Genomic DNA, 23,686 nt, shown 5'->3' with positions numbered 1-23,686 from the left:
ATGAACTGGCGAGGACGGCGAACGGCCGTCCTCGCCACACAGACTAGCGCTCTACCGCGCCCCTCTGTCCTGCCGGACATCTCCCCCACAGGTGGGGAGATTGGCTGTCATCTCGGCTTTCGCTAATTTTCTACGTCGCAAGACGAGGGGCGGCGCCGGAACTGCCAATCTCCCCCCTTGTGGGGGAGATGTCCGGCAGGACAGAGGGGGGCGCCGTAGAGCGCCGACATTAGTTTCTGGAACCATCAATTTTGACAACAAACCAGTTGACCACCAGCCCCCTCCTCGACGCCACCGGCGTCGCCAAGTACTACGGCGCGGTTGCAGCGCTTCGCAACGCGTCGCTCTCCGTGCTGCCGGGCGAGGTCCACGCGCTGATGGGCGCCAACGGCGCCGGCAAGTCGACGCTGGTGAAGATCCTGACCGGCGCCATTCCGGCGAACTCCGGCCGCATCCTGATCCGTGGCGAGGCGCGCGACATTCGCTCGCCCGCCGACGCGCGCCGCGCCGGGCTGCTGCCGGTCTACCAGGAGCCGTCGCTAATCCCCGATCTCGACGTTCTCTCCAATCTCAGGCTCACCGGCACGCCGGTCGAGCCGTTCCGCGCCTGGGTGCGCGAGCTCGGCATCACCGACCTCGATCTGCGCGACACCGCGCGCGACATTCCGCTGGCCGTGCTGCGCGTGCTCGACCTGGCGCGGGCGCTCGCCGTCGAGCCGGACGTGCTGCTGCTCGACGAGATGACGGCGGCCCTGCCCGCCAACCTCGCCGAAAAAGTGCTGGAAGTGGTGCGCCGCCAGGGCGATGCCGGTCGCGCCGTGATCTTCATCTCGCACCGCTTCGTCGAAATCTCCGCACTGTGCGACCGCGCCACCGTGCTGCGCGACGGCGAGACCGTCGGTGTCGTCGACATCGTACCCGGAGTCGAGGAAAAGATCGTCGAGCTGATGCTCGGCACCCGCATCGTGAAAACTCATGTCGCCGCCCGCAGCGCCGCCGAGAAGGTCGCGCCCGCAGCTGCCCGGCCGCGCATCTCCGTGCGCAATCTCCGCGTCGGCGCCAAGCTCAGCGACGTCTCCTTCGATCTCGCCGACGGCGAAGTCGCCGGCGTCGTGGCGCTCGAAGGCCAGGGCCAGGACGAATTGTTCGCCGCCCTTGCCGGCTCGATCCGGCCCTCCGGCGGCACGATCGAAGTCGATGGCCAGCCAGTGAAATTCGCCCACCCGATCGACGCCATCCGCGCCGGCATTGCCTATGTGCCGGGCGACCGCTCGGAAGCGCTCGCCATGCAGCGCTCGGTGCGCGAAAACATCGCGCTGCCTTTCAGCGCTGCCTTGCGCAACTGGGGTCCGATCAACATGCGCCGCGAACGCGCGACCGTGCTCAGCGCCATCGAGCGGCTGCAGATCGACACCCGCGCGCAAGGCGAGGTGCAGCGCCTGTCCGGCGGCAACCAGCAGAAGGTGACGATTGCCCGCTGGATCGCGGCGGATGCCCGCACCATCCTGTGCTTCGACCCGACGCGCGGCATCGATGTCGGCACCAAGCAGGAGATCTACAAGCTGCTGCGCGAACTCGCCGGCAACGGTAAGTCGGTGCTGTTCTACACCTCGGAACTCGAAGAGGTGCAGCGCGTCTGCGACCGCGTCATCGTCATCTTCGGCGGCCGCCTCGTCGACATCTTGCCCGTCGAGGAGGCCGACGAGCCGGCGCTGATGCGCGCCGCCTACGGCCTGCCGCGCGGTGCCAAGGCCGACATCGGCATATTGGCAGACCCGACCGCGAACACTTCGGCTTCGCCGGAGGCGACGCCATGAGCCATTTACTGCGCCGCCAGGGCTGGGTCGTCGGCCTGTTCGCCCTGCTCATCGTCCTGTTCATCGCCACCCGGATCATCCAGCCGGCCTATGGCAGCAATGATTTCGGCTCGCTCGCCCGCGCCGTTCTGCCCTATGCCTTCGCAGTCGCCGCGCAGACGGTGGTCGTCATCGCCGGCGGCATCGATCTGTCGGTCGCCGCCATGATGGCGCTGACCAGCGTCACCGCGGCCTCGATGATGAATGGCGCGAGCGAGGAATACGCGCTGTTCGTGGTGCCCTTCGTGCTCGCCATGGGTTTCGTGCTCGGCGCGCTCAACGGCCTGCTCATCGTCGTCACCCGCGTGCCCGACATTGTCGTCACCCTCGCCATGCTGTTCGTGCTGCAGGGCGCCGCCCTGCTGGTGCTCGACGCGCCGGGCGGCGGCATCGCCGAATGGCTGAAGGTGCTGATCTCCGGCACCGTTCCGATCCCCGGCCTGCCCGACACCATAGACGCCTGGCTGCCCAAGGCGCTGCTGGTGCTGATCGTCTGCCTCTGCGTCATCTGGATCCCGCTGCGGCGCTCGCGCCTGGGCCTCTCCATCTACGCCATCGGCTCCAGCGAACTGGCGGCGTTCCGCTCCGGCGTGCCGGTCAAGCGCACCCGCATCATCGCCTATGCGCTGTCCGGCCTGTTCGCCGCCTTTGGCGGCCTGGCGCTGACCATGAGCACCGGCATCGGCGCCCCCATCCCCGGCCCCTATCTGCTCGCCAGCGTCGCCGCCGTGGTGCTGGGCGGCGTCGCGCTTGGCGGCGGCAAGGGCGGCCTGCTCGGCCCCATCGTCGCCGTCTTCGTGTTGAGGCTGGTGCGCACCGACCTGACGCTGCTCGCCATCGACCCGAATGTCACCGCGATTATTGAAGGGCTGATCATGGTGGCGGTGGTGATGTTCGGGGCGTTTATCACCATGCGGGGGCGGCAATGATGGGTGTGCTGTCGCAGAGAGACGTCGGCGTTCCTTCGCGCCCCCCTCTGTCCTGCCGGACATCTCCCCCACAAGGGGGGAGATTGGATGTCGCGACGACCTTCGCCAATCTCCAACCTTGCACGAATGAGCGAGGCGCTGAAGCTGCCAATCTCCCCACAAGTGGGGGAGATGGCCGGCAGGCCAGAGGGGGGCGCCGTAGAGCACTGTCCTCGCCAACTTGCCGCACCTTGCAAACCTCATCGCGAGCAAGAGCCGCCCCATGAGCACCACGGCCATCACCCCGGTCCCCTTCGGCCGCCGCATAAAGCGCTTCATGGCCGATCGCCCGCTCATCCCGCTGATCGTCCTGCTCGCCATCCTGGTTATAATCCTGCAGATCCTGCGCCCCGGCATCGTCAACGAGCGCTGGATCGCCAACACTATTAAATTCGCCATACCGCTGGCGATCCTGGCGGGATGCCAGACCATGACCATGCTGACCGGCGGCATCGACCTGTCGGTCGGCACGGTGGCAACGATGAGCGCCTTCATCATGGCGACGCAAGTGGTCAACCAGGACCCGGCGGTGGCGTTCCTCCTGGCGATGATGCCGGCGGTGCTGATCGGCCTCGTTAACGGCATCGGCGTCGGTGTCTTCCGCGTCCACCCGCTGATCATGACGCTGGGCACCAGCCTGATCGGCACCGGCTGCCTGCAGGTCTACCAGCGCACGGTGATCGCGTCGGGCGCAAAAATCCCCGACTTCCTGGCTTGGCTCGGCACCGGCGTGACATGGGGCTTCCCCAACGCGCTGCTTTTGTTCGTGCCGCTCGCCGCCCTCATCGTCTTCACGCTCGCCCGCACCGGCTTCGGCCGCCTGCTCTACGCCGTCGGCGACAATGAGCGCGCGACCCGCCTGTCGGGCGTGCAATACTGGCAGGTCATCACCGCGCTCTACGTCACCTCTAGCGTGCTCGCCGGCATCACCGGCCTGCTCTATATCGGCCTGATCAAGGCCCCCTCGCTGTCGCTCGCCGAACCGCTGGTGCTGCCCTCGGTCGCCGCCGCCGTCATCGGCGGCACCTCCATCTTCGGCGGCCGCGGCGGCTACACCGGCACCATCATCGGCGCCCTGATCCTGACCGTGCTGACAACACTGCTGACCATCCTGCAGATGCCGGAGGGGGCACGGCGGATCTTGTTCGGGCTGATCGTGCTGTTCGTGACGGCGGCGTATTTGCGGATTGTGGAGGAGCGGTAGGGGGCTGGCGCCCGACGCTGCATTGGGCGAAGCTTTCCCATCCAAGGTTCAGGCCAAGCGCACGGGAGCAAGTTCCCCCTCACCCGGATTGCCAACCGAATTGCGAAGGGCAATTCGGGGCAATCCGACCTCTCCCCGAGGGGAGAGGAGGGCGCCAGCGTCAACGCCAGCCTCTTCTCCCCAGCGGGGAGAAGGTGGCCGCGAAGCGGCCGGATGAGGGGGCTGGCGCAGCCATAGGCGATTATCATCGCCCCAGACGAGCTTACCCCACCGAGAACGCGAGGGAGCGCCCCTTACTTCAACGAAATCGCCAACCCGCTCAAATCCGCATTCACCTGCAGCCCCACCTGCCGGCCCGTAAGCTCGAGCGTGGCGCCCTTGTCATTGGTCATGACGATCACCTGCGCCCCCTTGCCGAGCGCCCCGCCACCACCCGCCGCGCCATAAACCCCGGTCGCATCCCGCACCCTGCGGATATGGCGCACGGTGCCCTTGAAGTAGGTCTTGGAAACGCCGAAAGCGAAGCCGCCCGAGACGCCGCCGATCGTGATGGGGTAACTGCGGCCATGGAAGGTCAGCGTGCCCTCGCCACCGGAACCGCCGACGAAGAAGGCCGCCTTGTAAACGGCAAAGCGGATCGTGCCGCTATCGGCATGCGCGGCGCTGCTAACGGCAACAGTGGCGATGGCCGCAACCGCGAGCGAACGAAAGCTGGACGAGATGGTCATGATGGGAGCTCCTCAAGTGCGCCGCTCACCCAACCGGCAGGGCTCGTCGGCGTCGTAGCCAACTTGAACAGTTTAGGCTTGGATTTGGTTCCAGGGAGAGCCCTCGGTGGGTCAAGGCGCAAAGCTGGTGGGGAGAGCGGAGGAGCGCTTCATACAGAGCTGGCAATGCCAATGCCTCGGGGCAAGGGCTATCGCATATGAGCTTTTACGAAGAGGACCCCCACTCTAACTTGCCGGGGCGAGCCAGGGTTTCGCCCGTCCTTCGGACCCTCACAAGGCGGAGGGAACGCTGCCGCACGCCCAGCCCTTTTTTAAGTCGACTTAGACGGTTTTGCGGAAATCAGCGCCAACCTAGTCTCCCTCCCCCTTGTTGGGAGGGATTGAGGGTGGGGGTATTCGTAGGGCGCAAGCCTCCGCTATGGTCCCTGTGCAAACCAATCCCAGCCCTACGGATATTTCCCCGGCTTTGGTGCGTAGATTTGCGGATCGAAGTCCAAATCCTTCGGCAGCGGCAGGCTCGAGCACTGCAGATGCATCTGGCGCGCCAACAGCCTTCGCTGCTGCTGCTCATGCTCCTTGATGGCCGCCACGAGGCCCATGCTGTAGGGCCCCAGCACGACGCCGGCGGCCCATCCCGGATGCTCCTTCTCGCGCGCGTCGTAATTCATGGCATCGGTGCGGGCCTGCTGGCATTCCGGCGTCGCCCATTTCGGGTCTTGGGTCGAGAGCGAGGCTCCATACTGGACCGGAGACGATACGCACCCTGCCACTGTCGCAGTCAACGCGACGACCATTGCAATTCTCATCCGCAAGCCCCTCCTAATGTAGGAGGCGACTACAAGACGATTCCAGCGGGAAAAAGGCAGCTTCAGGATGCGGATTTTGCAGGGCCGCTCACCCCAGCAGGTTGCGCGCCGTGCGCATGAAGATCTTCGAACCGATCGGGATCAGATCGTCGGGAAAATCATAATCGGGATTGTGCAATGACGGGGTGCGCTCGCCCGCGCCGAGGAAGAACATCGCCGACTTCGCCTTGTGGCCGAAGATGCCAAAATCTTCCGAAGCGCGCATCGGCAGGGCTTCCTCGCTGCGCGCGACGCCCTCTTCGTCCAGCGCGCGGTTGAGATGTTCCACCGCGTCCGGCGCATTGACGCTGGCGACGAAGATTTCGTGATAGTCGCAGCGCACGGACAGGCGGTGCTCGGCCGCTATCCTGGCGGCCAGCGCCTCCGCAGCTGCGACCAGCTCCGCCATGCGCTCGTCACGCCTTGTGCGCAGCGTCGCCCAAACCTCGGCGTAGCCGGGCGCGATGCCGAACACGGCCTCGCCCATCGTCGCATGGGTGACGGTGACCATGCTGAAATCGTCATCGGCGAAAGTGCCGCGCCCCAGTGCCGGAAGCGCCGGCATCAGCTGGCTGATCGCCGGCATCGGCGACACGCCGGTTTCGGGCATGGAGGAATGCGCGGTCTTGCCGTCCAGCACGATGCGGATGCCGCGCGAGGCGCAGTTGACGACGCCGGGCTTGAGACGCACCTCGCCGAACGGCACGCCCGGCAGATTGTGCAGCGAGAAGGCGAAGTCCGGCGCGATCTCGCCAAAGCGTGGATCGGCGACGACGCCGGCCGCACCATTGCCGGTCTCCTCCGCCGGCTGGAACATCAAGACGACGCGGCCGCGGGCCGGCCGCTCACGCCCGAGCTGGCGGCCAAGTGCGGCGAGGATCGCGGTGTGGCCGTCATGGCCGCACATATGCGATTTTCCCGGCACCTGCGAGGCATGCTCGACGCCCGAAAGCTCCTCGATAGGCAGCGCATCGATCTCCGAGCGGAACAGCACCGTCGGTCCCGCCTGGCCGCTGTCATAGACCGCCGCCACGCCATGACCGCCGAGGCCGGTCAGCACCTTATCCGGCGCTGTATCGGCGAGGAAGCTGACGACTTCCTTGGCGGTCTGTTCTTCCTCGTTGGAGATTTCCGGGTTTTGGTGCAGCTTGCGGCGCCATGCCGTCAGCTCGATGATATCGCGATTGGTGAGGGTCATGGCTTGGGCTCCGCTTTGGTGCTGCAGGTTACACAAACACGATAGGGTTTTTCTCACGCCGTGCCATGCTGATCAATTCCACTGGTCCATCTGCCTGTCTTGTGTGAGCGTAGATGACGACATCCCATGACCACCACACAACCCAGAGAATTTCCAGCTCCGCACTGAGGCCGTCGATCTCATCTCCGACATCCGGTGGCTTCTCCTGAAAAGCGCCGCGTGCTCGCCTGTGCGACATCTTTGCTTCCATCCACCCGAAGGAACGTTTCGGAGCAACAATGGCCAGGCGGTTTGCGTTTCTCTTGGTTCGCGACTTCACGCTGTCGCCGCTGTCGCTGTTCATCGACACGCTGCGGCTGGCCGGCGATGAAGGCGACCGCAGCCGCCGGATCGAGTTCGACTGGGAGATCGTCGGCGAGCGTGGCCTGCCGATCCGCGCGAGTTGCGGTGTCGAGTTGCTGCCGACCAAGGCGATCGGCAATCCGCAGGAGTTCGACAATGTCGTCGTGGTCGGCGGTCTGCTCGACACCAACCGCAGCCTCAGCTCCGAAAAGGAGGCCTTCCTGTTGCGGGCGGCCGAAAAGTGCGTGCCGCTGACGGCACTCTGCACCGGCAGCTTCGTGCTCGCGCGCTACGGCCTGCTCGATGGCTACAGTGCCGCCGTCAGCTGGTTCCATATCAAGGATTTCCGCAGCCAATTCCCTGACGTGAACGCCCATGCCGACAGCCTGTTTTCCGTCGATAGGGGCCGCTCGACCTGCGCCGGCGGCACGGGTGCGGCCGACCTTGCCGGCCATTTCGTGTCGCAGTTCATCGGCCGCAAGGCGGCGGAAAAAGCCGCCAAGATCCTCGTGCTCGACCGCATCCGCTCGAGCCTGGATGTGCAGCCCGTCGGCGATCTCTTTCCGGCCGCGTCGAGCCGAGCGGTGAAACGGGCGCTGCTTCTGATGGAAAGCAATCTCCAGGAGACGCTGTCGGTCGCCGAGATCGCGGGCCGGTTGCATTTATCCCGGCGCCAGCTTGAGCGGCTGTTCGGCGCCGAGCTCGGCATCGGCCCGATGGCCGCCTATCTTGCGCTGCGCGTACATCAGGCCAAGTCGCTGCTGGAGGGGAGCGACTTGGCAATCGGCGACATCGCCTACCGCTGCGGTTTTCCCAATGCCGGCCATTTCAGCCGTGTCTTCCGCCATCAGACCGGTATCACGCCGACCCATCTCAGGCATCCGAACCGAATGTCCGGTGTCTTTGCCGACGGCAAGGGGAGCGGTCCCTAAGCCTATATTGGGGCGTGCGATCTCGCCGTTGGTATGATAATATCATACCAACCTGATAGGAGGGATCCATGTCCGCCACCGAAAAACGCACCTTCAGCCTGCCGGCCGAGCAGGCTGCTTTCATCGACCAGCTCGTTCGGTCCGGCACATACGCGACCAGCAGTGAAGTGATCCGCGCCGGTCTTCGCGCATTGCAGGAACGCGACGCCGCCGTGGAGCGCTGGCTGCGTGAGGAGGTCGCGCCGACCTATGATAGGTGGAAGGCAGACCCCTCCCAGGCCATCCCGGCCGACAAGTCTTTTGACAGCATTCGCGCACATCACGCAGCTCGCCTCAAGGGGAACGTGTGAAGCGCCGGCATGTTGTCCTTTTGCCGGAAGCCCAGACGGATCTGTTATGGATATACGATACGGTCGCTCACGCATCCGGCAACCTCACCGCCCTTCGCTACATCGAGCGGATCGAGCGATTTTGCCTGGGTCTCGACTATGCCTCGGAACGCGGAACCCTAAGGGATGATGTGCGGCCGGGGCTTCGCATCGTTGGCTTCGAGCGCCGCCTGACTGTGGCCTTCACCGTAGAAGGCGACCAGGTGGTGATTCTCAGGGTGTTCTACGGCGGCGTCAACTGGGAGGACGAGTTGGCGCCTATCGCTCCGTGAACGCCCGCGCGAACGAGTCCAGCATCGGCCGCGCCAGATATTCGAGGAAGGTTCGGTCGCCGGTGCTGATAAACGCCTCGACCGGCGTTCCTGGGTAAAGCTGCTCGGCTTTCACGCCCTGCGGCAGCGTGTCGGTGATCTTCAGCCTGGCGCGGAAATACGCCTCATGCGTGGTTTCATCGATCAGCCGGTCGGCGGAAATTTGCGTCACCGTAGCCGGGACCTCAGGGGTGAGGCGCGCGTTCAGGGCGGACAGCCTGAGCTTCGCCGGCTGGCCGACGCGAACCAGATCCACGTCCTTCGGCCGCAGCTTCGCGTCGACGATGAGGCCCGACGCGGTCGGCAGGATCTCCATGATCTTCTGCCCCGGCGCAATCACGCTGCCTTTGGAGTTGTAGGTCGACCATACCACGATGCCGGCTGCCGGCGCCTTGATCGTCGTGCGCCCCAGCACCGCCTCGGCTGCGGTGATCTGTTCGCCGATGTCGGCCAGGCTGGTGCGAACCTCGTCGAGCTTGGTCAGCGCGTCCTCGACGCGCTGCGTGGTCGCGCGCTCGACCTGCGCCTGGGCTTCGACGATCTGCGTCTTGGTCGCTGCGATATCCGCCTCCAGCGCGCCGGCCTGGCCGACCAGATCGGCCTCGCTGCGCAGAAGCTGCGAATATTCGCTGCGGTTGGTGAGACCCTTGTCGAGCAGGCCGGTCTTGATGCCGAGTTCCTTCTTCACGATCTCGGCCTGTTGCTGGATGGCGAGTTTCTGCGCCTCCAGTCCCAGCGCCGACTCACGATGCATGGCGACGCGTTGCGCCAGGATCGACTGCTCGGAGCGGAACCGGGCGAGCCTGGCCTCTAACTCCTTCTGCTGTTCGTGCACCAGATTGTCGAAATCGCGCTGGAACGGCGCGGGTGCTGCTTCGGCGATCGGCGCCAGCCTGTCCGATCCGTCGCGCTCGGCCTCAAGTCGCGCGGCACTTGCCCTGAGCGCGATCGTCTGTCTGGTCAGCCGGTTGAGGTCGGTCTCGGCCGCCCTGCGGTCGAGCAGGACCAGCGGTTCGCCTTGTTGCACGCGGTCGCCTTCATGCACCAGCAACTGCTCGATGATGCCGCCCTCGGGGTGCTGGATGAGGATGTTGCCGCCCGTCGCCGAGATCGTGCCGGAGGTGATCACCGCGCCGGAGAGCGGCGCGTTCGCCGCCCAATAGCCGAAGCAGCCGACGAAGAGCGCTATGGCCACGTAGCCGACGACGGCCATGCGGCGGAAGTCGGTGCGCGGTCGACCTTCGAAGGCGAGGCTCTGCTGCATCATCGTCTATGACCCGAAGCGGACGCTGTGCGGGCGCACGGTCGGCACGAACGAGCCTGTCACCACCGCGCTCCCGGCCTTGCCGGCCGCCGGTTGCCTCAGCACCTCGCTCGCAGGTCCGAAAGCTTCGACCATGCCGTTGCGCAGGACCATGACGCGGTCGCAGGCCGCGGCGATCGAAGGGCGATGCGTGATGACGACTGTCGTGACGCTTACACTTCGCGCGGCCGAAAGCATCCCTTCGAGCGCCGCCTCCCCACTGCCGTCGAGATGGGCGTTGGGCTCGTCCAGCACCAGCATGCGTGGCTTGCCGTAGAAGGCGCGCGCCAGCCCTATCCGCTGGCGCTCGCCGCCCGACAGCACGGTATGCGACGGGCCTATCATGGTCTGATAGCCGTCGCGCAGCGTGAGAATCAGCTCATGCGCCTCGGCGCGCCTGGCCGCTTCGACGATCGCGGCGTCATCGGCGTCGGGTTCGAAGCGGGCGACATTTTGCGCGATCGATCCCGGGAAAAGCTCCACCTCCTGCGCGAGATAGCCGATATGCCTGCCAAGCTGGGTTTCGTCCCAGCTCCTCAGGTCGGCGCCGTCGACCCTGACCGCGCCGCCGGTCGGCTGCAGCGCGCCCACAAGCAATTTCGCCAGCGTCGATTTGCCGGCCCCGCTCGGGCCGACGATCGCCACCGCTTCGCCGGCGCCGATGGCAAAATTCAACCGCTTGAGGATGGGCTCCGTGCCGAAAGCCGCAGTCGGCGCGATGAAGAACAGATCCTGCACCGAAATCGCGCCCAATGGATCGGGCAGTGCGAGCTTGCGCCCCTGCGCTGGTTGCGCCGCAAGGGCGGTGTCCAGCCGCTTCCAGCATCGCTTGGCGTCGACGATCTGCCGCCAGGATCCGATCAGCTGGTCGAGCGGCTGCAGCGCGCGCGACGACACCAGCGACGAAGCGAAGATCATGCCGGCGGTCATCTGCCCTTGTAGCACCAGCCACGCGCCGGCGCCGAGGATCGCCAGTTGCAGCATCATGCGCAGCGCCCGCGACGTCGCGCTGAAGATCGCATTGGCGCTTCCGGAACGGTCATGCAGGGTCAGCGCCTCAGCAACGTGTTGTCCCCAGACCGCGGCGGCATTTTGCACCATGCCCATGGCGCGCAGCGTGTCGGTGTTGCGGGCGAAGGCCTGTTCCGCCTGGCTGGCCACCGCCGAGCGTTCCGCCGACATGGCATCGTTCCTGCCGATGGCAAGCTGGTTGGCCACGACCAAGAGAAACAGCAGCACGGCGCCGGCGAGCGTCAGCCAGAACAGGACGGGATGGATGAAATAGAGCAAGGCCAGGAAGACGGGCGCAAACGGCAGGTCGAACAACACCGCCACGCCGCGCGACCTGATGAAGGCGCAAGTCGTGGCAAGGTCGTTCAGCGGCGACAGCCCGCTGCCGGCATGTCTGGCGCCAAGCGAGGCGGCGAATGTCCGCGCGCCCAGTTTCAGGTCGACGGTGGCCGCAACACGTTGCGCGTAGATGGCGCGGACCGCGTCCAGCAGGCCGAGGAAGGCGAGCGCGAGGACCGCCATGGCCGAGAGATAAAGCAGCGTCTCGACGCTGGAGGACGGCAACACCCGGTCATAGACCTGCAGCAGATAGAGCGGGATCACCAGGAGCAGGATGTTGATCAGCAACGAAAAGATGCCGATATCGGCGATGCCGCGCAGGAAAACCGGGCGCAGGCCGATGGCCGCATCCCTGAGTGGCGCGCGGTCCCGTGACATCTAGACCGCGTGCTCGGCTGTCGTGCTCAGATGGCTCTGCTGCAAATCGTTCAGCGTATAGGCGTGGATATAGTCGATCTTCATTTGCGCGGGCGTCGCCAGATGGTCGGGCGGCGCGCCGGCTTGACCGCCGACCGCAAGGTCGACCAGCATATACATGGGCTTGTTCATATCGGACGGCGTCGCCGCTTCCGCGACCTGGACGCCATCATAGGTCCAGACCAGCTTGTCCGGCGTCCACAACAAGCCATAGGTGTGATAGCCGTCGGTGTTGGAGACATTCACCGTCGACCCGACCGTGGTGTGGGTTCCCGTCTCATTTGTGTGCGCGGTCATGAGAAGCGCATTCGGGTTCTGCCCATACATTTCGATCACGTCGAGTTCCGGGGGCCATGAACCGTCTTCGGGCAGAAGCCAGAAGGCCGGCCACGCGCCGGCATTTTCCGGGAGATCGGCCCGCATTTCGAAATAGCCATAGGTCTGCGAGAAGGTGTCGTGCGTCGTCAGTATGCCGGAAGTGTATTCGTAATTGTTGATCAGCGGCTTGATGTCGTCGGGCGCATGCGCCGCGGTTATGGTGAGCACGCCGCTTGCGACGCTGAACGGATGGACCGAGCTGGTCGGCGCATAATTGGCGTCGATATACCATTGCAGCTCGCCGTTCTGGGGCTGCGAGCTGCCGTTCTGCGCCCCCCACCAGAAATTGGAATCCCAGATGCCGCTCTGGCCGTTCCACAGGCTCAGCGTGTTGAAATCGTCGTTGAAGGACAGCGTCATGCCGGTCTTGTCGATCGGCAGCTCGAACTGGCCGGGCTGAAACTTGTCGATCGTGGTGTTGTGGAACACCAGCACCTCGCTCGAGCCGAGGTTCAGCTGCACGTTCGATCCCACCTGGACCATATTGGCGTGGACGGCCTCGAACGAGGTGAAGGCATAGCCGTTGAGGCGCACCGTGTCGGTCGCGCCGAAATCGGAGATAAGGTCGCTGCCATTGCCCTTGGTGATGATGAAGGTGTCGGCGCCGGCGCCGCCGATCAGCACGTCATTGCCCTTGCCGCCGTCCAGCGTCTGGCTGCCAGCGCCGCCCGTTATGATGTTGTCCTGAGCATTGCCGAAGGCATAGTGGCCGTCGCCGGTGACGACGAGGTTCTCGAAATTGGCGGGCAGCTTGTAGCTCATCCAGGTATCGATCGTGTCGACGCCCGCGCCGTAGTTTTCGACCGCTTTGTTGATCGTCGAATAGAGATGGTAATAGTCGTCACCCGCGCCGCCATACATGGTGACCTTGACGTTGGTGTCGCCCCAGAAGGAATCGTTGCCCGAGGTGCCGTAGCGGTAAGACGCGCCTCCAGTCGCCGAGAACCAATGGGTGGAAGCGCCGGTATAGGGAAGTGGAATGCCTTTGGCGTTGAGGACTGTGGTCATTCCGACACTCCTTGCGCGTGCTGCCTTGGTCGTTCGACAACCTTCGAGCAACCATTTCGGATCAACTTTTAAATTGATCCATCGTTCCAGGGAATCATCCTATAGTACACGAAGAAGATCGTCGCCCATCATTTAATAGATAATGCCGAAGGCGTTAAGCTGATCCTAATACAACTTTGTAGGAGAGACTTACAATTTTAATAAATTGTGAGATCCGCGCCGAAAGGTTAGGCAACCTGTCAATGAGCATGCAATTTGACGCGACACGACCGCCTGAGGCGGCGACTCGAAGTCGCGGGCAGATGGCTGCCGGCAAAGGGCTCAAGAAAATTTGACAGGCTATGTCGGACCGGGTGAGGTTCACCCGTCCTTGGGGCATCGGACAACGAAACCACAAAGGATACCGAAGAGATGCCAAGCACCGTACGTTTGCACCGCGTTCTGACGACCAGCCCGGAGAAGGTCTACCGCGCATTCACAGAAGCCGACGCGCTGGCGAAATGGCTTCCGCCGAACGGCTTCACTTGCACGGTACACAGCTTCGACGCGAAAGTCGGTGGCGCCTTCAAGATGTCGTTCCGAAACTTCACGACGGGCGGCAGCCATTCCTTCGGCGGCGAATATCTCGAACTCGTTCCCGGCGAGCGCCTGCGCTACACCGACAGGTTCGACGACCCCAATTTGCCCGGCCAGATCGAAGTGACCGTGCTCCTGAAGAAAGTGTCGGTCGGCACCGAACTCGACATCACCCAGGCCGGCATTCCGGACGTTATTCCGGCTGAAGCCTGCTATCTCGGCTGGCAGGAGTCGCTGCGCAATCTGGCAAAGCTCGTCGAACCCGAGATCAATCAGTAGAGCCCATCGGATCGGCGGCGCCGCCCAGCCAGTCCGCGCCGCCGACAATGCCGAGCCGAGGACTCATCCCTCACGGCCCGGTGCAGACCGGCAACGGTTGCGGCGGCGGTGGCGGGTTGTCCTTGGCGTATTGCGCGATGATCGGCTCAAGGCTCTTTCGCGGCCAGAATTTCGGCTTGCCGATCTCCTTAAGGCAGGACGCATTCCAATAGGCGCCCGATTTACCAACGGCGGCGATGTCGCGCGATTCCGGGTAGATATAGAGCGTCGTCGGATTGCCCTTCACCATCGAAATGATCTGGTCGGCGTCGGACGGCGACCAGCTGGTGCAGCCATTGCTGCGGCCGCCGGCATAATCCACCAGCTTGCCGTATGGCACGAAGCCGTCATGGTCGGCATAGGAGCTGTTCGGGTTCTTGCGCAGGCACATGCCGCGCAACAGCCGCGCCGCGTGGCCACCGATCACCCGCTGCCTGGCATTCGCCGTCTCCCCCTCACCGTCGAACTGGATGAAGGTGCGCAGCAGCGCCTGGTCCTTTTTTGCGCCGATGCGGTAAAAACCCTTGAATGAGGTCTTTGCCTCGCCGGTCATATAGGCGCCACCGGTCGTCAAGGACGAGTCCAGGGCATTGCCGAAGTTTTTCGCGCAGCGTTTGCCGTTGGAGAAATCGACCACGCCTTTCAAATTGCGGCCGCCGCCATGGCCCGACGAGATCGCCCTGAACGACTGCTTGGCCTCGCAAATGACGTAGTAGCGCCGCCCTAGCACGCCATTGCCGAGATCGCCGGGGCGCGTCGCATCCATGGCGAAATAGCACCCATTGTGGACCGCGCCTTGCGCGACCTTTTTCAGGTAAAGCGCGCGCGCCCGCTCCAGCACCACTTGCGAAATCTCGCCGTCGTCATTGCCGACATGGGCCTGCAGCCAGGCCGGTATATCGGAGGACGCGGCAAAAGACCGGGCAGACACCGTCAAGGCGATGCCGGCGATGGCGAGGAGGCCAAAGACAAAGACAGCCAGAGATTTCAACCGCACCGGACAACCCTCCCGCCCGAACCGTTCTGCGATTCTCGGAAACCCATCATAAATCGTCGCGCGCCGATCGGCGAAACACATCTTGTTCAGAACCGCGCAAGCAAGTCAGGTAGCTGCCTGTTCGCCTTTCAGAGCGCCAGGCTGCCCTGTTCCGCCTCCGCGGCATTGGGGTCGCCCGGCGCCGTCGCCCAGGCGAGCTCGACCAGCGTCACCGTGCGGCGGCCGGTGCCGTCGAGCTGGCAGACGATGAGGCCCTGCTCCTCGATATAGGTGAGCAGCCGCCGGGCGCGCCGCAGCGAATGCGAGCCGTAGGCGCGCGCGATCGCCGCGTCGCTCGGGCACGGCCAGCCCTCCTTGGCGGCGCGGGCGATCATCATGAACACGCCCTGCATGTCCTCGGGCAGCAGCGAGGCGCGCACGGAAACGTCCTGCCAGGCGTCATCGCCTGCCATGTCTGCGCCGAGCCCGGCGCGGGCACGCGTCAGCATGCGACGGAATTCTGAGAGGTCCGGCACCACCGAAGCGAGGCCTTCGATGCGGCAGCGGACGACGAACTCCTGATAAAGCACGCCGATGACGCGGAAACCCGCATCGGGCTGCGCCAGGATGGCGCGCAGGACACGGTCCACCCGCTCTCGCCGCTCNCAATCCGCGCGCCCCGCCGCTTGCGGGCTGAAAAACCGCCGCTCGGCCATATCCTCGGCGCTTACCGCCGGTTCCGCAGGTTCCGGGCGGATCTCCATCGCCGCCGATTTGGCCGCCATCAGCTGGTCGAGCAGCTCCGGCGACGCCATCCGGCGCGGCGCGCGCATCGTCTCGGGCGGCGGCGCCGCCAGGATGATGGCGCGCGCGTCTTCAAGCGCTGTTTCCGGCATTGCCATCAGCCGCGGCGTACCGTTGCGCGGGCTGGTCTCGGTCTGGCCGATGCGCACGCCCAGCGGACGGCGCGACAGCGCTGGGCCCAACGCCATGAAGTGCCCGCGCTCCAGGTCTCGAAACGCCTCGGCCTGACGCCGTTCCATGCCCAGAAGGTCGGCGGCGCGCGCCATGTCGATATCGAGGAAGGTACGGCCCATGAGGAAATTGGACGCCTCCGCCGCGACATTCTTGGCGAGCTTTGCCAGCCGCTGCGTGGCGATGATGCCGGCAAGGCCGCGCTTGCGGCCGCGGCACATCAAATTGGTCATGGCGCCGAGCGAGAGCTTTCGCGCCTCGTCGGACACTTCGCCGGCCACGGCGGGCGCGAACAGCTGCGCTTCGTCGACCACCACCAGCATCGGATACCAATGCTCGCGGGCAACCTCGAACAACCCGCCGAGAAAGGCAGCGGCGCGCCGCATCTGGTTCTCGGCATCGAGCCCTTCGAGATTGAGCACCGTGGAGACGCGGTGGATGCGCGCCCGCTCGCCGGCTGCTTGCAGGCCACGCTCCGTATGCTCCTCGGCATCGATGACCAGATGCCCGTAATGGTCGCCCAGCGAGACGAAATCGCCTTCCGGGTCGATGATGGTCTGCTGCACCCAGGGCGCGCTCTGCTCCAGGAGCCGGCGCAAAAGGTGCGATTTGCCGGAGCCGGAATTGCCTTGCACCAGAAGCCGGGTCGCCAGCAGCTCCTCAAGGTCGAGCGCCGCCGGCGCACCCGCCGTCGTCTGTCCCATCTCGATGGCTACGGTCATGTCACGACTCTCCTTGCGGACAGGGCTTATCAACCCGGCCGCGAGCCGTCGAGCGCGCCATGGCAACTCGCCCGCTGTTCCACACCTATGCTGCCAAAGCGCCACACATCAGCCCATCTGCCCAAAGGGAAGCACATCAAGCGGAGTTGACCGGCGGCAGAAGCGGCGCGTCCAGCCCGTCGAAGGGATCGCGCCAGGCATCGATGGCTTCGAGCCGGCGATACCAACCCAGAACAGAGGGATAGTCCGCCAGCGGCAGGCCGGCTGCATCGTTGAACGGCAAAAACGTCGCCATACGGAAATCGGCATAGGAGAGCGACTTGCCCACAAGCCATGGCCGCTTGGCGAGCTCCGCCTCGAGAATCGCTGCCGCGATGCGGAACTCCGCCAGCCCCTCCTCGACCTTGCCCTGGTCGACGGGCCCAATCCCGTAGCGCTGCTTGGTTCCGCGCTCGAAATGCACGATGTCGCAGGCCCGGACGAAATTCTCCTTGCCCCAGCTCAGCCAGCGGATCATGTCGGGTTGGTCATCGCCGCCGCGCCAGAAATCCGAACCCGCTTCGCGCGACAGAAGGCAGGCTATGGCGTCTGCTTCCCACAGGCTGCCGCCCGGCCATGCCAATATCGGCAGGGTAAGATTGGGATTGAGCTGACGAAACCGCTCAGCCTGCCCGGGCGCCATGGGTGCCGCAAACTCACACTCGACCTTGGCCTGCAGATGACGTGCAGTTGCAACCGCGAGGCGCGGATTGGGATTGCGGCTGAAGTACAGTTTCATGTCCCGTCCTGGACGCTGTGGGCTCGATCCTATCAAACACGCAAACGTGCCCTCCAGGCAATCTGGTCGGACCACGATTCCGCTGGCACACGCCGTCGTTCGGCGTATTATTTCCTTCGGGAGAGGGTTCTTGGCAGGAGGAAGCCATGAACGTAGTGCCGAGCGTACCTGTCATCGACGTGACAACCCAGAACCTTGTTTCCTCTGCGCTTTCCAGATTCCGCGCCGGCGATACCGTCTCGACCAGGGCGGCGCTCGACGCCATCCGCCGCATGGATCCAACCTGTGTCGACAGCGACGACGATCTCGTCGAACTCGTCGTCATGGCGGCAATTGGTAAGACCATGGCGGTTGTGTTCGACCACCGCTCCCGCTAGCCCTGTTGGACGAACCTGTCCCGTTCAACTCGCTTGAGCTCGAGTGGGTTCGGTTGGCGAGCTTTTACAGCTGCAGCCCGGAAGCGGACGTCTTCGTGCGCGAAGGCCGGCAATGGCATAAGCGGGTAAACCTCAGATCCCCAAGGGATGTGGCATGTAGCCGACGAAGCCGCCGATCTTCCAGTGGCCCGCCACCTTCCTGCAAAAATACAGCGTCTGCCATTTCAGCTTGTCGACGCTGCCATCGGCCTTGGCCACCGAGCCGTTGAACTTCTTGTGCAGCACGGCGCGGTCGCCATCGACATCGATGTCGCGCATGTTGGTGACGCGAAACAGCGCCTCGCGCAGCGGCTCGGCGAATCTGGCCGCCGCCGTCTCCTTGGCCTGGCGCAGCCATTCGTCGCGATAGACGGCAAGGCTCGGGAATTGCAGACGCCAGGCGTCGGCATCGCTGAGGAAATGCGCATGCATGCCGAAGAAGCTGTCGGCGAGGAAATCATCCTCGACCATCGACCAGTCCTGACCGATAAAGGCGTCGATGTCGCGCCGCACCAACATTTCCCAGAGCGCGTGGCGATCGGCATCGCCCTCTGGAAACGGGTTCTTGTCGAAGGTCATTGAAATCTCCTGTCGGGAAAATGCGACGCGCAAGATGCTGGCGAGCCTGCGATAAAGCAACACGCGTTTGGAAAAATGCTGCTTTCCAAAAAGCCCCCTATGAGGATCACCGGGACAGGCGTAGAGCGGTCGTCGAAAACGGGGCGCGGCCCGCCATTCTGAACAGGAGTTTCCTTTGCCTAAAGAGTGTTTTGGAACATCCCACGTGCCGCTGTCGCCGGCCGTGCGCGCCGGGGATTTCGTCTACATCTCAGGCCAGGTGCCGGTCGACAGCGACCGCATCGTGGTCAAGGGCGGCATCACCGAGCAGACCGAGCAGGTGCTGCAGAATGTGAAGGCGGCACTCGCGCTGGCCGGTTGCACCATGGACGATGTCGTCAAGACCACGGTCTGGCTCGAGGACGCGCGCGACTTCGGCGCCTTCAATGCCGTCTACGCCAAGCACTTCCCGAAGAATCCGCCGGCCCGCACCACGGTCGAATCGCGGCTGATGATCGACATCAAGATCGAGGTCGAAGCCGTCGCCTACCGGCCGGTTTGACCAGCCGGGGCATGATCCCGAAAAGTGGAGACGGGGTTTTCTCGGACAAACGGAAACCGTTTTGTCCAGAGATCATGCCCCAAAACGAAGAGAGGCAGGCGCCGATGCAGTTCGATCTCCTGATCAAGGGCGGCCGCCTGATCGATCCGGCCTCGGGCCTGGACGCGCCGCGCGATGTCGCCGTTGCGGGCGGACGCATCGTGGCCATCGAGGCGGCGATCGATGCCGAGCACGCCACCAAGATAGTCGACGCTCGTGATTGCATCGTCACGCCCGGCCTCATCGATTTGCATAGCCATGTCTATTGGGGCGGCACCTCGCTTGGCGTCGACGCCGACCGGCTGGCGGCCAAGAGCGGCACCACCACCTTCATCGATGCCGGCAGCGCCGGCGCCGGCAATTTTCTGGGCTTTCGCCGCCATGTCATCGAGCGCTCGAAGGTGCGCATCCTGGCCTATGTCAACATCTCCTTTGCCGGCATATTCGGCTTCTCGCAAAGCGTCTCTGTCGGCGAATGCAGCGATCTCAGGCTCTGCGAGCCACGCGAGACGGTGGCTGCGGTGCGCGAGCACGCCGATGTCGTCGTCGGCGTAAAAGTGCGCTCCGGCAAGCATGCCGGCGGCGCCAGCGGCATCGCGCCGGTCGATCTCGCGCTGGAAGCCGCCGACCAGGCCGGCCTGCCGCTGATGGCGCATATAGACGAGCCGCCGCCCGGCCGCTCCGAAGTGCTGCCGCGGCTGCGCAAGGGTGACATCCTCACGCACTGTTTTCGCCCGTTCCCCAACGCGCCGGTCTTCGCCTCCGGCGCGGTGCGGCCGGACATGCGGCTGGCCCGCGAACGCGGCGTCATCTTCGACATCGGCCACGGCATGGGATCGTTCGACTTCGCCGTGGCGAAAGCGATGCTGGCCGAGGGCCTCGCGCCCGACGTCATCTCCAGCGACGTGCATCTCTATTGCGTCGACGGTCCGGCCTTCGACATACTGGTCTGCATGTCGAAGCTAATGGCGCTGGGCATGCCGCTGGTCGAGGTGCTGCGCGCCGCCACGCAAAGGCCAGCCGAGGCGATCGCCAGGCCGGAGCTTGGGACGCTGAAAGTTGGCGGTGTCGGCGATGTCGCGGTGCTGAGACTGCGCCCCGGGCGCTTTACCTTCGTCGATGCGGTCGGTGCGGCGCTGATCGCGGATCAGCGGCTGGTCTCAGAAGGCATTGTTATCGGCGGTGTCTGGTGGCCGAACGAGGCGCCCGACCACAACGAGACCGAGCGCTTCGAGCCGCGTGCGGCACATACGCATGTCGAGGTCGCGGCACGGCATTTCGGGCGTGGATAATCTCCCTCCTTGAGGGGGAGATGGCCGGCAGGCCAGAGGGGGTCGGTTCGACCGGACGCAAGCTCCGCGCGGCAGCTGGAGGTCAGCGCTCCACGCGCGGCGACCCCCCTCTGCCGCCTTCGGCGACATCTCCCCCTCGAGGGGGGAGGAGATCGCTAGCGCCCTGCGTTACTCACCGCCCCAAACACCGGCGTCGCAATCCCTTCCATCCGCGCCTTGATCTGCAGCGCCACATATTTCGAGTAAAACCGCGACAGCGCCAGATTGCCGCCGTGGAACCACAGCGCGTCCTGCGCCGTCGGCTTCCACATGTTGCGCAGCTCGCCTTGCCAAGGACCGGGATCGCCCTTGACGCCGGAGCCGAGGCCCCAGCATGGCCCGACCTTGTCGGCGACCTCGCGCGAGACGATGGCCGCCACGGTCTCGTTCATCGACTGGTAGCCGGTACAGGCGACGATCGCATCGACGGCCAGCTCGCTGCGGTCGTCGAACAGGATGCCGGTCGGCGTCAATGAACTGATGCCGACGCCGCTCTTCACTTTGATCTCGCCATTGATGATCAGTTCGCAGGCGCCGACATCGATGTAGTAGCCGGAGCCGGTGCGGTAGGCCTTCATCAACAGCCCGGTCTCGTCCTCCCCGAAATCGATGGCGAAGCCGGCGGCGCGTAGCTGGTCGTAGAAGTCTGCGTCGCGTGCCTTGATCACCTCGTAAAGATCCCGCTGGCCCTTGGGTACAAGCGCGAACGGCGTGGACGCGACGATCAGGTCGGCCTTGTCGGTGCTGATGCCGCGCGCCAAAGCCTTTTCCGAGAAGATCTCGAAGCCGACTTCCATCAGAGTGTCGGATTTCACCACTGTCGTCGGCGACCGCTGGATCATGGTGACGTCTGCGCCGCTCTCCCAGAGGTCGACGCTGACATCGTGCCCCGAGCTTGCCGCGCCGATGACAGCGACACGTCTGCCGCGGAATTTCTCGCCGCTTGCATACTGGCTGGAATGCAGGAGTTCGCCCTTGAAGGTCTCGGCGCCGGGCAGCGCGATCTGGCGTGGCGGGCCATAGGCGCCGGTGGCAAAGACAATGTGCTTCGGCTTCAGCGTGATCTGCCGGCCGACACGGTCGACCACCACAGTCCACACCTTCTCGGCCTCGTCATAGCTGGCGCTGAGGCATTTGGTGGCGACCCAGTAGTTGAGCTCCATCACCCTGACATACATCTCCAGCCAGTCGCCCATCTTGTCCTTGGGCGTGAACACCGGCCAGTTCTCCGGGAACGGAATGTAGGGCAGATGGTCGTACCAGACCGGATCGTGGAGCACGAGCGAGCGATAACGGTTGCGCCAGGAATCGCCGGGGCGCGCATTTTTCTCGATGATGATGGTGGGCACACCGAGCTGCCTCAGCCGCGCGCCGAGCATGATGCCGCCCTGCCCGCCGCCGATCACCAGGCAATAGGGCTGCTCGGTGGCGCCGAGGTCGCGCGTCTCGCGCGCCCGCGCCTCCGCCCAGGTTTCGCGCTTCGGATCGGCCTTGTGACGGATACCAAGCGGCCGCGCCGGTCCCTTTTGTTCCTCGAACCCCTTGAGCTCACGCACCGCCGTGAACAAGGTCCGGCAGCGGCCGTCCGTAAGGCGCACAATCCCTTCGCCCCGCGCGACCGCCGTTTCGAACGTGAACCAGGCCTCGACGGTGCCCTCATCCGAGGTCGCCTCGCCGGACAGCGTCCAGTGTGAGGGCTTCGCTTCCGCCAGCGTCGCTTGCAGCATGTCGCGGATCTCATCGCGGCCTTCCATCGTGGTGATGTTCCAGGTGAAAGCCAGCAGATCGCGCCAGTAGCAATCCTCGACGAACAGGTTGGCGGCCGCCTCGGCGTCATCAGCTTCCAGCGCCCGTGCAAGCGCGCAAAGCCATGTCGCCGCCTGTTTCGATGGTGCCATGTCGAGCATCTGTTTTTCCCTCACTTTGCGTTCCCATTGTTTCGAAAGACGGAGCCGCCGCAAGAGGGGTCGCGATATCATGGCGTCGGTTTCTAGCGGCCCGGAACGGAGCCATCTCCCGGAAATCTTTATAGGAATTTTATATCTTTCCTCCCGGCCCCGTCTCGAACCTTTATGGCGATCGGGTCCATATTCCATCTCGAGCAAAACGCTGCGGACGCCGTGACCCCAGAGTTACGGCGGGCCGTTCTCATGGAATTTCTGGCTCGCCGGTCGCTGGCGCCAAATACAAGCAGAAGCAAGGACCAACACAAATGGACATCGTCGTCATCGGGATCGAGGTTTTGTTCTTCGGTCTTTCCCTCGCCTACATCAAAGCTTGCGACGCTCTTTAAGCGGAAGGATCGCACCATGCTTGTCGATTACATCCTCGGTGGCGGCGTGACCTTGTTCCTGCTCGTCTACCTGACATACGCCCTCGTTCGCCCAGAACGCTTCTGAAGCAAGGCACGGAAACCCATGACACTCAACGGATGGATACAGATCCTGGTTTATTGCGGGATGGTCGTTTTGCTGGTGAAGCCGCTCGGCGGCTACATGTACCGCGTCTTCAATGGCGATCGCACCTTTCTCTCGGCCATACTCGGGCCCGTTGAGCGCGGCCTCTACCGCATTTCGGGAACCAGCGAGCGCGAGGAGCAGCACTGGACGACCTACGCGGCAGGAATCATCTTCTTCAGCCTTGCCAGCTTCCTGGTGCTGTACTTTCTGCAACGCCTGCAGGGCGTCCTGCCTTACAATCCGGCCGGGATGGCATCGGTCGAACCCAATCTCGCCTTCAACACTGCCGTCAGCTTCGTCACCAACACCAACTGGCAGAATTACGGCGGCGAAAGCACGTTGTCCTACCTCGTGCAGATGGCCGGCCTGACTGTTCAGAACTTCATGTCCGCCGCCGTCGGCATTTCCATTGCGGTGGCGCTGATCCGCGGCTTCGCCCGCGCCTCGGCCAAATCGATCGGCAATTTCTGGGTGGATATGACCCGCTGCACGCTCTACATCCTGCTGCCGCTCAGCATCGTGCTCACCCTTGTCTATGTCTGGCTCGGCATGCCGCAGACGCTCGGGCCTTATGTCGACGCCACCACGCTGGAGGGCGCCAAGCAGACGCTCGCCCTTGGGCCGGTCGCCTCGCAGGTCGCCATCAAGATGCTCGGCACCAATGGCGGCGGCTTCTTCAACGCCAATGCCGCGCATCCTTTCGAAAACCCCGACGCCATCTCCAACATGATCCAGATGGTGACGATC

The 23,686-nt window shown here is 64.3% G+C and carries 22 protein-coding genes; 11 read left to right on the top strand and 11 right to left on the bottom strand.

Translation table 11 applies throughout. From position 1 onward, the window contains the following. Positions 1 to 266: 266 nt before the first annotated feature. The 3 genes from X751_RS157510 to X751_RS157520 all read left to right on the top strand — a co-directional run bounded on the left by X751_RS157510 (position 267) and on the right by X751_RS157520 (position 4,028). On the top strand, positions 267 to 1,817 hold the full coding sequence (locus tag X751_RS157510; protein WP_023744112.1) for a sugar ABC transporter ATP-binding protein: 1,551 nt from the start codon (positions 267 to 269) through the stop codon (positions 1,815 to 1,817). Next, positions 1,814 to 2,785, top strand: a complete 972-nt coding sequence (locus tag X751_RS157515) for an ABC transporter permease (RefSeq protein WP_023744111.1) — start codon at positions 1,814 to 1,816, stop codon at positions 2,783 to 2,785. Before X751_RS157510 ends, X751_RS157515 begins: the two co-directional genes overlap by 4 nt. A 262-nt stretch (positions 2,786 to 3,047) precedes the next feature. Next, on the top strand, positions 3,048 to 4,028 hold the full coding sequence (locus X751_RS157520; protein ID WP_023728503.1) for an ABC transporter permease: 981 nt from the start codon (positions 3,048 to 3,050) through the stop codon (positions 4,026 to 4,028). A gap of 293 nt (positions 4,029 to 4,321) precedes the next feature. Here the strand turns inward: X751_RS157520 and X751_RS157525 are convergent, their stop codons facing one another. From X751_RS157525 to X751_RS157535, 3 genes are all read right to left on the bottom strand, one after another. After that, a complete protein-coding gene (locus tag X751_RS157525; protein WP_023744110.1) occupies positions 4,322 to 4,756 on the bottom strand; it encodes a hypothetical protein in 435 nt (144 codons plus the stop codon). A 446-nt stretch (positions 4,757 to 5,202) separates the two neighbouring features. Then, on the bottom strand, positions 5,203 to 5,562 hold the full coding sequence (locus X751_RS157530) for a hypothetical protein (protein ID WP_023744109.1): 360 nt from the start codon (positions 5,560 to 5,562) through the stop codon (positions 5,203 to 5,205). A gap of 88 nt (positions 5,563 to 5,650) precedes the next feature. Beyond that, entirely contained in the window at positions 5,651 to 6,799 is a 1,149-nt protein-coding gene (locus X751_RS157535; RefSeq protein ID WP_023700064.1) for an amidohydrolase, read from the bottom strand. A 278-nt stretch (positions 6,800 to 7,077) separates the two neighbouring features. Here X751_RS157535 and X751_RS157545 point away from each other — a divergent pair, with 278 nt between their 5' ends. The 3 genes from X751_RS157545 (at position 7,078) to X751_RS157555 (ending at position 8,734) form a co-directional block, all read left to right on the top strand. Continuing rightward, positions 7,078 to 8,073, top strand: a complete 996-nt coding sequence (locus X751_RS157545) for a GlxA family transcriptional regulator (RefSeq protein ID WP_023744108.1) — start codon at positions 7,078 to 7,080, stop codon at positions 8,071 to 8,073. A 68-nt stretch (positions 8,074 to 8,141) separates the two neighbouring features. Next, a complete protein-coding gene (locus tag X751_RS157550; protein WP_023669694.1) occupies positions 8,142 to 8,423 on the top strand; it encodes a type II toxin-antitoxin system ParD family antitoxin in 282 nt (93 codons plus the stop codon). After that, positions 8,420 to 8,734 carry a type II toxin-antitoxin system RelE/ParE family toxin gene (locus X751_RS157555; protein ID WP_023669695.1) on the top strand — a complete coding sequence of 105 codons (315 nt, stop codon included), beginning with the start codon at positions 8,420 to 8,422 and terminating at the stop codon, positions 8,732 to 8,734. Before X751_RS157550 ends, X751_RS157555 begins: the two co-directional genes overlap by 4 nt. Here X751_RS157555 and X751_RS157560 read toward each other — a convergent pair. The 3 genes from X751_RS157560 to X751_RS157570 are packed head-to-tail and all read right to left on the bottom strand — an operon-like array spanning position 8,721 to position 13,229. Further along, positions 8,721 to 10,040: an HlyD family type I secretion periplasmic adaptor subunit gene (locus X751_RS157560; RefSeq protein ID WP_023744107.1), complete on the bottom strand. Its 1,320-nt coding sequence runs from the start codon at positions 10,038 to 10,040 to the stop codon at positions 8,721 to 8,723. The two genes, X751_RS157555 and X751_RS157560, sit on opposite strands and share 14 nt — an antisense overlap. Positions 10,041 to 10,043: 3 nt before the next feature. Then, a complete protein-coding gene (locus tag X751_RS157565; protein ID WP_023744106.1) occupies positions 10,044 to 11,804 on the bottom strand; it encodes a type I secretion system permease/ATPase in 1,761 nt (586 codons plus the stop codon). After that, positions 11,805 to 13,229 carry a family 16 glycosylhydrolase gene (locus tag X751_RS157570; RefSeq protein WP_023698648.1) on the bottom strand — a complete coding sequence of 475 codons (1,425 nt, stop codon included), beginning with the start codon at positions 13,227 to 13,229 and terminating at the stop codon, positions 11,805 to 11,807. Positions 13,230 to 13,640: 411 nt separating this feature from the next. Between X751_RS157570 and X751_RS157575 the strand changes: the two genes are divergently transcribed. After that, complete coding sequence (locus X751_RS157575) at positions 13,641 to 14,084, top strand: SRPBCC family protein (protein ID WP_023683102.1); 444 nt, start codon at positions 13,641 to 13,643, stop codon at positions 14,082 to 14,084. Positions 14,085 to 14,154: 70 nt separating this feature from the next. On the opposite strand, the gene X751_RS157580 is transcribed toward X751_RS157575, so the two are convergent. The 3 genes from X751_RS157580 to X751_RS157590 all read right to left on the bottom strand — a co-directional run bounded on the left by X751_RS157580 (position 14,155) and on the right by X751_RS157590 (position 17,574). After that, complete coding sequence (locus tag X751_RS157580; RefSeq protein ID WP_023744105.1) at positions 14,155 to 15,120, bottom strand: hypothetical protein; 966 nt, start codon at positions 15,118 to 15,120, stop codon at positions 14,155 to 14,157. A 128-nt stretch (positions 15,121 to 15,248) separates the two neighbouring features. After that, positions 15,249 to 16,796, bottom strand: a complete 1,548-nt coding sequence (locus X751_RS157585) for an ATP-binding protein (RefSeq protein ID WP_023744104.1) — start codon at positions 16,794 to 16,796, stop codon at positions 15,249 to 15,251. 136 nt (positions 16,797 to 16,932) lie between these two features. Further along, positions 16,933 to 17,574, bottom strand: coding sequence for a glutathione S-transferase family protein (locus X751_RS157590; protein WP_023700072.1), 642 nt, complete (start codon positions 17,572 to 17,574; stop codon positions 16,933 to 16,935). Between the two features lie 146 nt (positions 17,575 to 17,720). On the opposite strand from X751_RS157590, the gene X751_RS157595 reads away from it, so the two are divergent. After that, positions 17,721 to 17,951: a hypothetical protein gene (locus X751_RS157595; protein WP_023669703.1), complete on the top strand. Its 231-nt coding sequence runs from the start codon at positions 17,721 to 17,723 to the stop codon at positions 17,949 to 17,951. 132 nt (positions 17,952 to 18,083) lie between these two features. On the opposite strand, the gene X751_RS157600 is transcribed toward X751_RS157595, so the two are convergent. After that, the gene (locus X751_RS157600) at positions 18,084 to 18,569 is read right to left on the bottom strand and encodes a hypothetical protein (RefSeq protein ID WP_023669704.1); all 486 of its coding nucleotides are present in this window, start codon (positions 18,567 to 18,569) and stop codon (positions 18,084 to 18,086) included. Between the two features lie 175 nt (positions 18,570 to 18,744). On the opposite strand from X751_RS157600, the gene X751_RS157605 reads away from it, so the two are divergent. Both X751_RS157605 and X751_RS157610 read left to right on the top strand, forming a co-directional pair. Further along, a complete protein-coding gene (locus X751_RS157605; RefSeq protein WP_023707576.1) occupies positions 18,745 to 19,110 on the top strand; it encodes a RidA family protein in 366 nt (121 codons plus the stop codon). A 104-nt stretch (positions 19,111 to 19,214) separates the two neighbouring features. Then, on the top strand, positions 19,215 to 20,441 hold the full coding sequence (locus X751_RS157610; protein ID WP_023744103.1) for an amidohydrolase/deacetylase family metallohydrolase: 1,227 nt from the start codon (positions 19,215 to 19,217) through the stop codon (positions 20,439 to 20,441). A 155-nt stretch (positions 20,442 to 20,596) separates the two neighbouring features. On the opposite strand, the gene X751_RS157615 is transcribed toward X751_RS157610, so the two are convergent. Then, complete coding sequence (locus X751_RS157615) at positions 20,597 to 22,387, bottom strand: NAD(P)/FAD-dependent oxidoreductase (protein WP_023744102.1); 1,791 nt, start codon at positions 22,385 to 22,387, stop codon at positions 20,597 to 20,599. Between the two features lie 402 nt (positions 22,388 to 22,789). On the opposite strand from X751_RS157615, the gene X751_RS22890 reads away from it, so the two are divergent. Further along, positions 22,790 to 22,879 (top strand): K(+)-transporting ATPase subunit F, encoded by a 90-nt coding sequence (locus tag X751_RS22890; protein ID WP_023669708.1) that lies wholly within the window; start codon positions 22,790 to 22,792, stop codon positions 22,877 to 22,879. The last annotated feature ends 807 nt before the right edge of the window (positions 22,880 to 23,686 follow it).

The organism is Mesorhizobium sp. LNJC394B00, from assembly GCF_000502555.1.
Lineage (GTDB): Bacteria > Pseudomonadota > Alphaproteobacteria > Rhizobiales > Rhizobiaceae > Mesorhizobium.
This window is presented reverse-complemented; position numbering and strand designations above follow the sequence as displayed.

What these genes read in the sequence shown, in the direction of transcription:
- X751_RS157525 (WP_023744110.1), bottom strand. Translation starts at nt 4,756, where the DNA reads ATGACCATCTCGTCCAGCTTTCGTTCGCTCGCGGTTGCGGCCATCGCC.
- X751_RS157565 (WP_023744106.1), bottom strand. Translation starts at nt 11,804, where the DNA reads ATGTCACGGGACCGCGCGCCACTCAGGGATGCGGCCATCGGCCTGCGC.
- X751_RS157610 (WP_023744103.1), top strand. Translation starts at nt 19,215, where the DNA reads ATGCAGTTCGATCTCCTGATCAAGGGCGGCCGCCTGATCGATCCGGCC.
- X751_RS157575 (WP_023683102.1), top strand. Translation starts at nt 13,641, where the DNA reads ATGCCAAGCACCGTACGTTTGCACCGCGTTCTGACGACCAGCCCGGAG.
- X751_RS157590 (WP_023700072.1), bottom strand. Translation starts at nt 17,574, where the DNA reads ATGAAACTGTACTTCAGCCGCAATCCCAATCCGCGCCTCGCGGTTGCA.
- X751_RS157570 (WP_023698648.1), bottom strand. Translation starts at nt 13,229, where the DNA reads ATGACCACAGTCCTCAACGCCAAAGGCATTCCACTTCCCTATACCGGC.
- X751_RS157535 (WP_023700064.1), bottom strand. Translation starts at nt 6,799, where the DNA reads ATGACCCTCACCAATCGCGATATCATCGAGCTGACGGCATGGCGCCGC.
- X751_RS157560 (WP_023744107.1), bottom strand. Translation starts at nt 10,040, where the DNA reads ATGATGCAGCAGAGCCTCGCCTTCGAAGGTCGACCGCGCACCGACTTC.
- X751_RS157520 (WP_023728503.1), top strand. Translation starts at nt 3,048, where the DNA reads ATGAGCACCACGGCCATCACCCCGGTCCCCTTCGGCCGCCGCATAAAG.
- X751_RS157515 (WP_023744111.1), top strand. Translation starts at nt 1,814, where the DNA reads ATGAGCCATTTACTGCGCCGCCAGGGCTGGGTCGTCGGCCTGTTCGCC.
- X751_RS157545 (WP_023744108.1), top strand. Translation starts at nt 7,078, where the DNA reads ATGGCCAGGCGGTTTGCGTTTCTCTTGGTTCGCGACTTCACGCTGTCG.
- X751_RS157615 (WP_023744102.1), bottom strand. Translation starts at nt 22,387, where the DNA reads ATGCTCGACATGGCACCATCGAAACAGGCGGCGACATGGCTTTGCGCG.
- X751_RS157550 (WP_023669694.1), top strand. Translation starts at nt 8,142, where the DNA reads ATGTCCGCCACCGAAAAACGCACCTTCAGCCTGCCGGCCGAGCAGGCT.
- X751_RS157600 (WP_023669704.1), bottom strand. Translation starts at nt 18,569, where the DNA reads ATGACCTTCGACAAGAACCCGTTTCCAGAGGGCGATGCCGATCGCCAC.
- X751_RS157530 (WP_023744109.1), bottom strand. Translation starts at nt 5,562, where the DNA reads ATGAGAATTGCAATGGTCGTCGCGTTGACTGCGACAGTGGCAGGGTGC.
- X751_RS22890 (WP_023669708.1), top strand. Translation starts at nt 22,790, where the DNA reads ATGCTTGTCGATTACATCCTCGGTGGCGGCGTGACCTTGTTCCTGCTC.
- X751_RS157595 (WP_023669703.1), top strand. Translation starts at nt 17,721, where the DNA reads ATGAACGTAGTGCCGAGCGTACCTGTCATCGACGTGACAACCCAGAAC.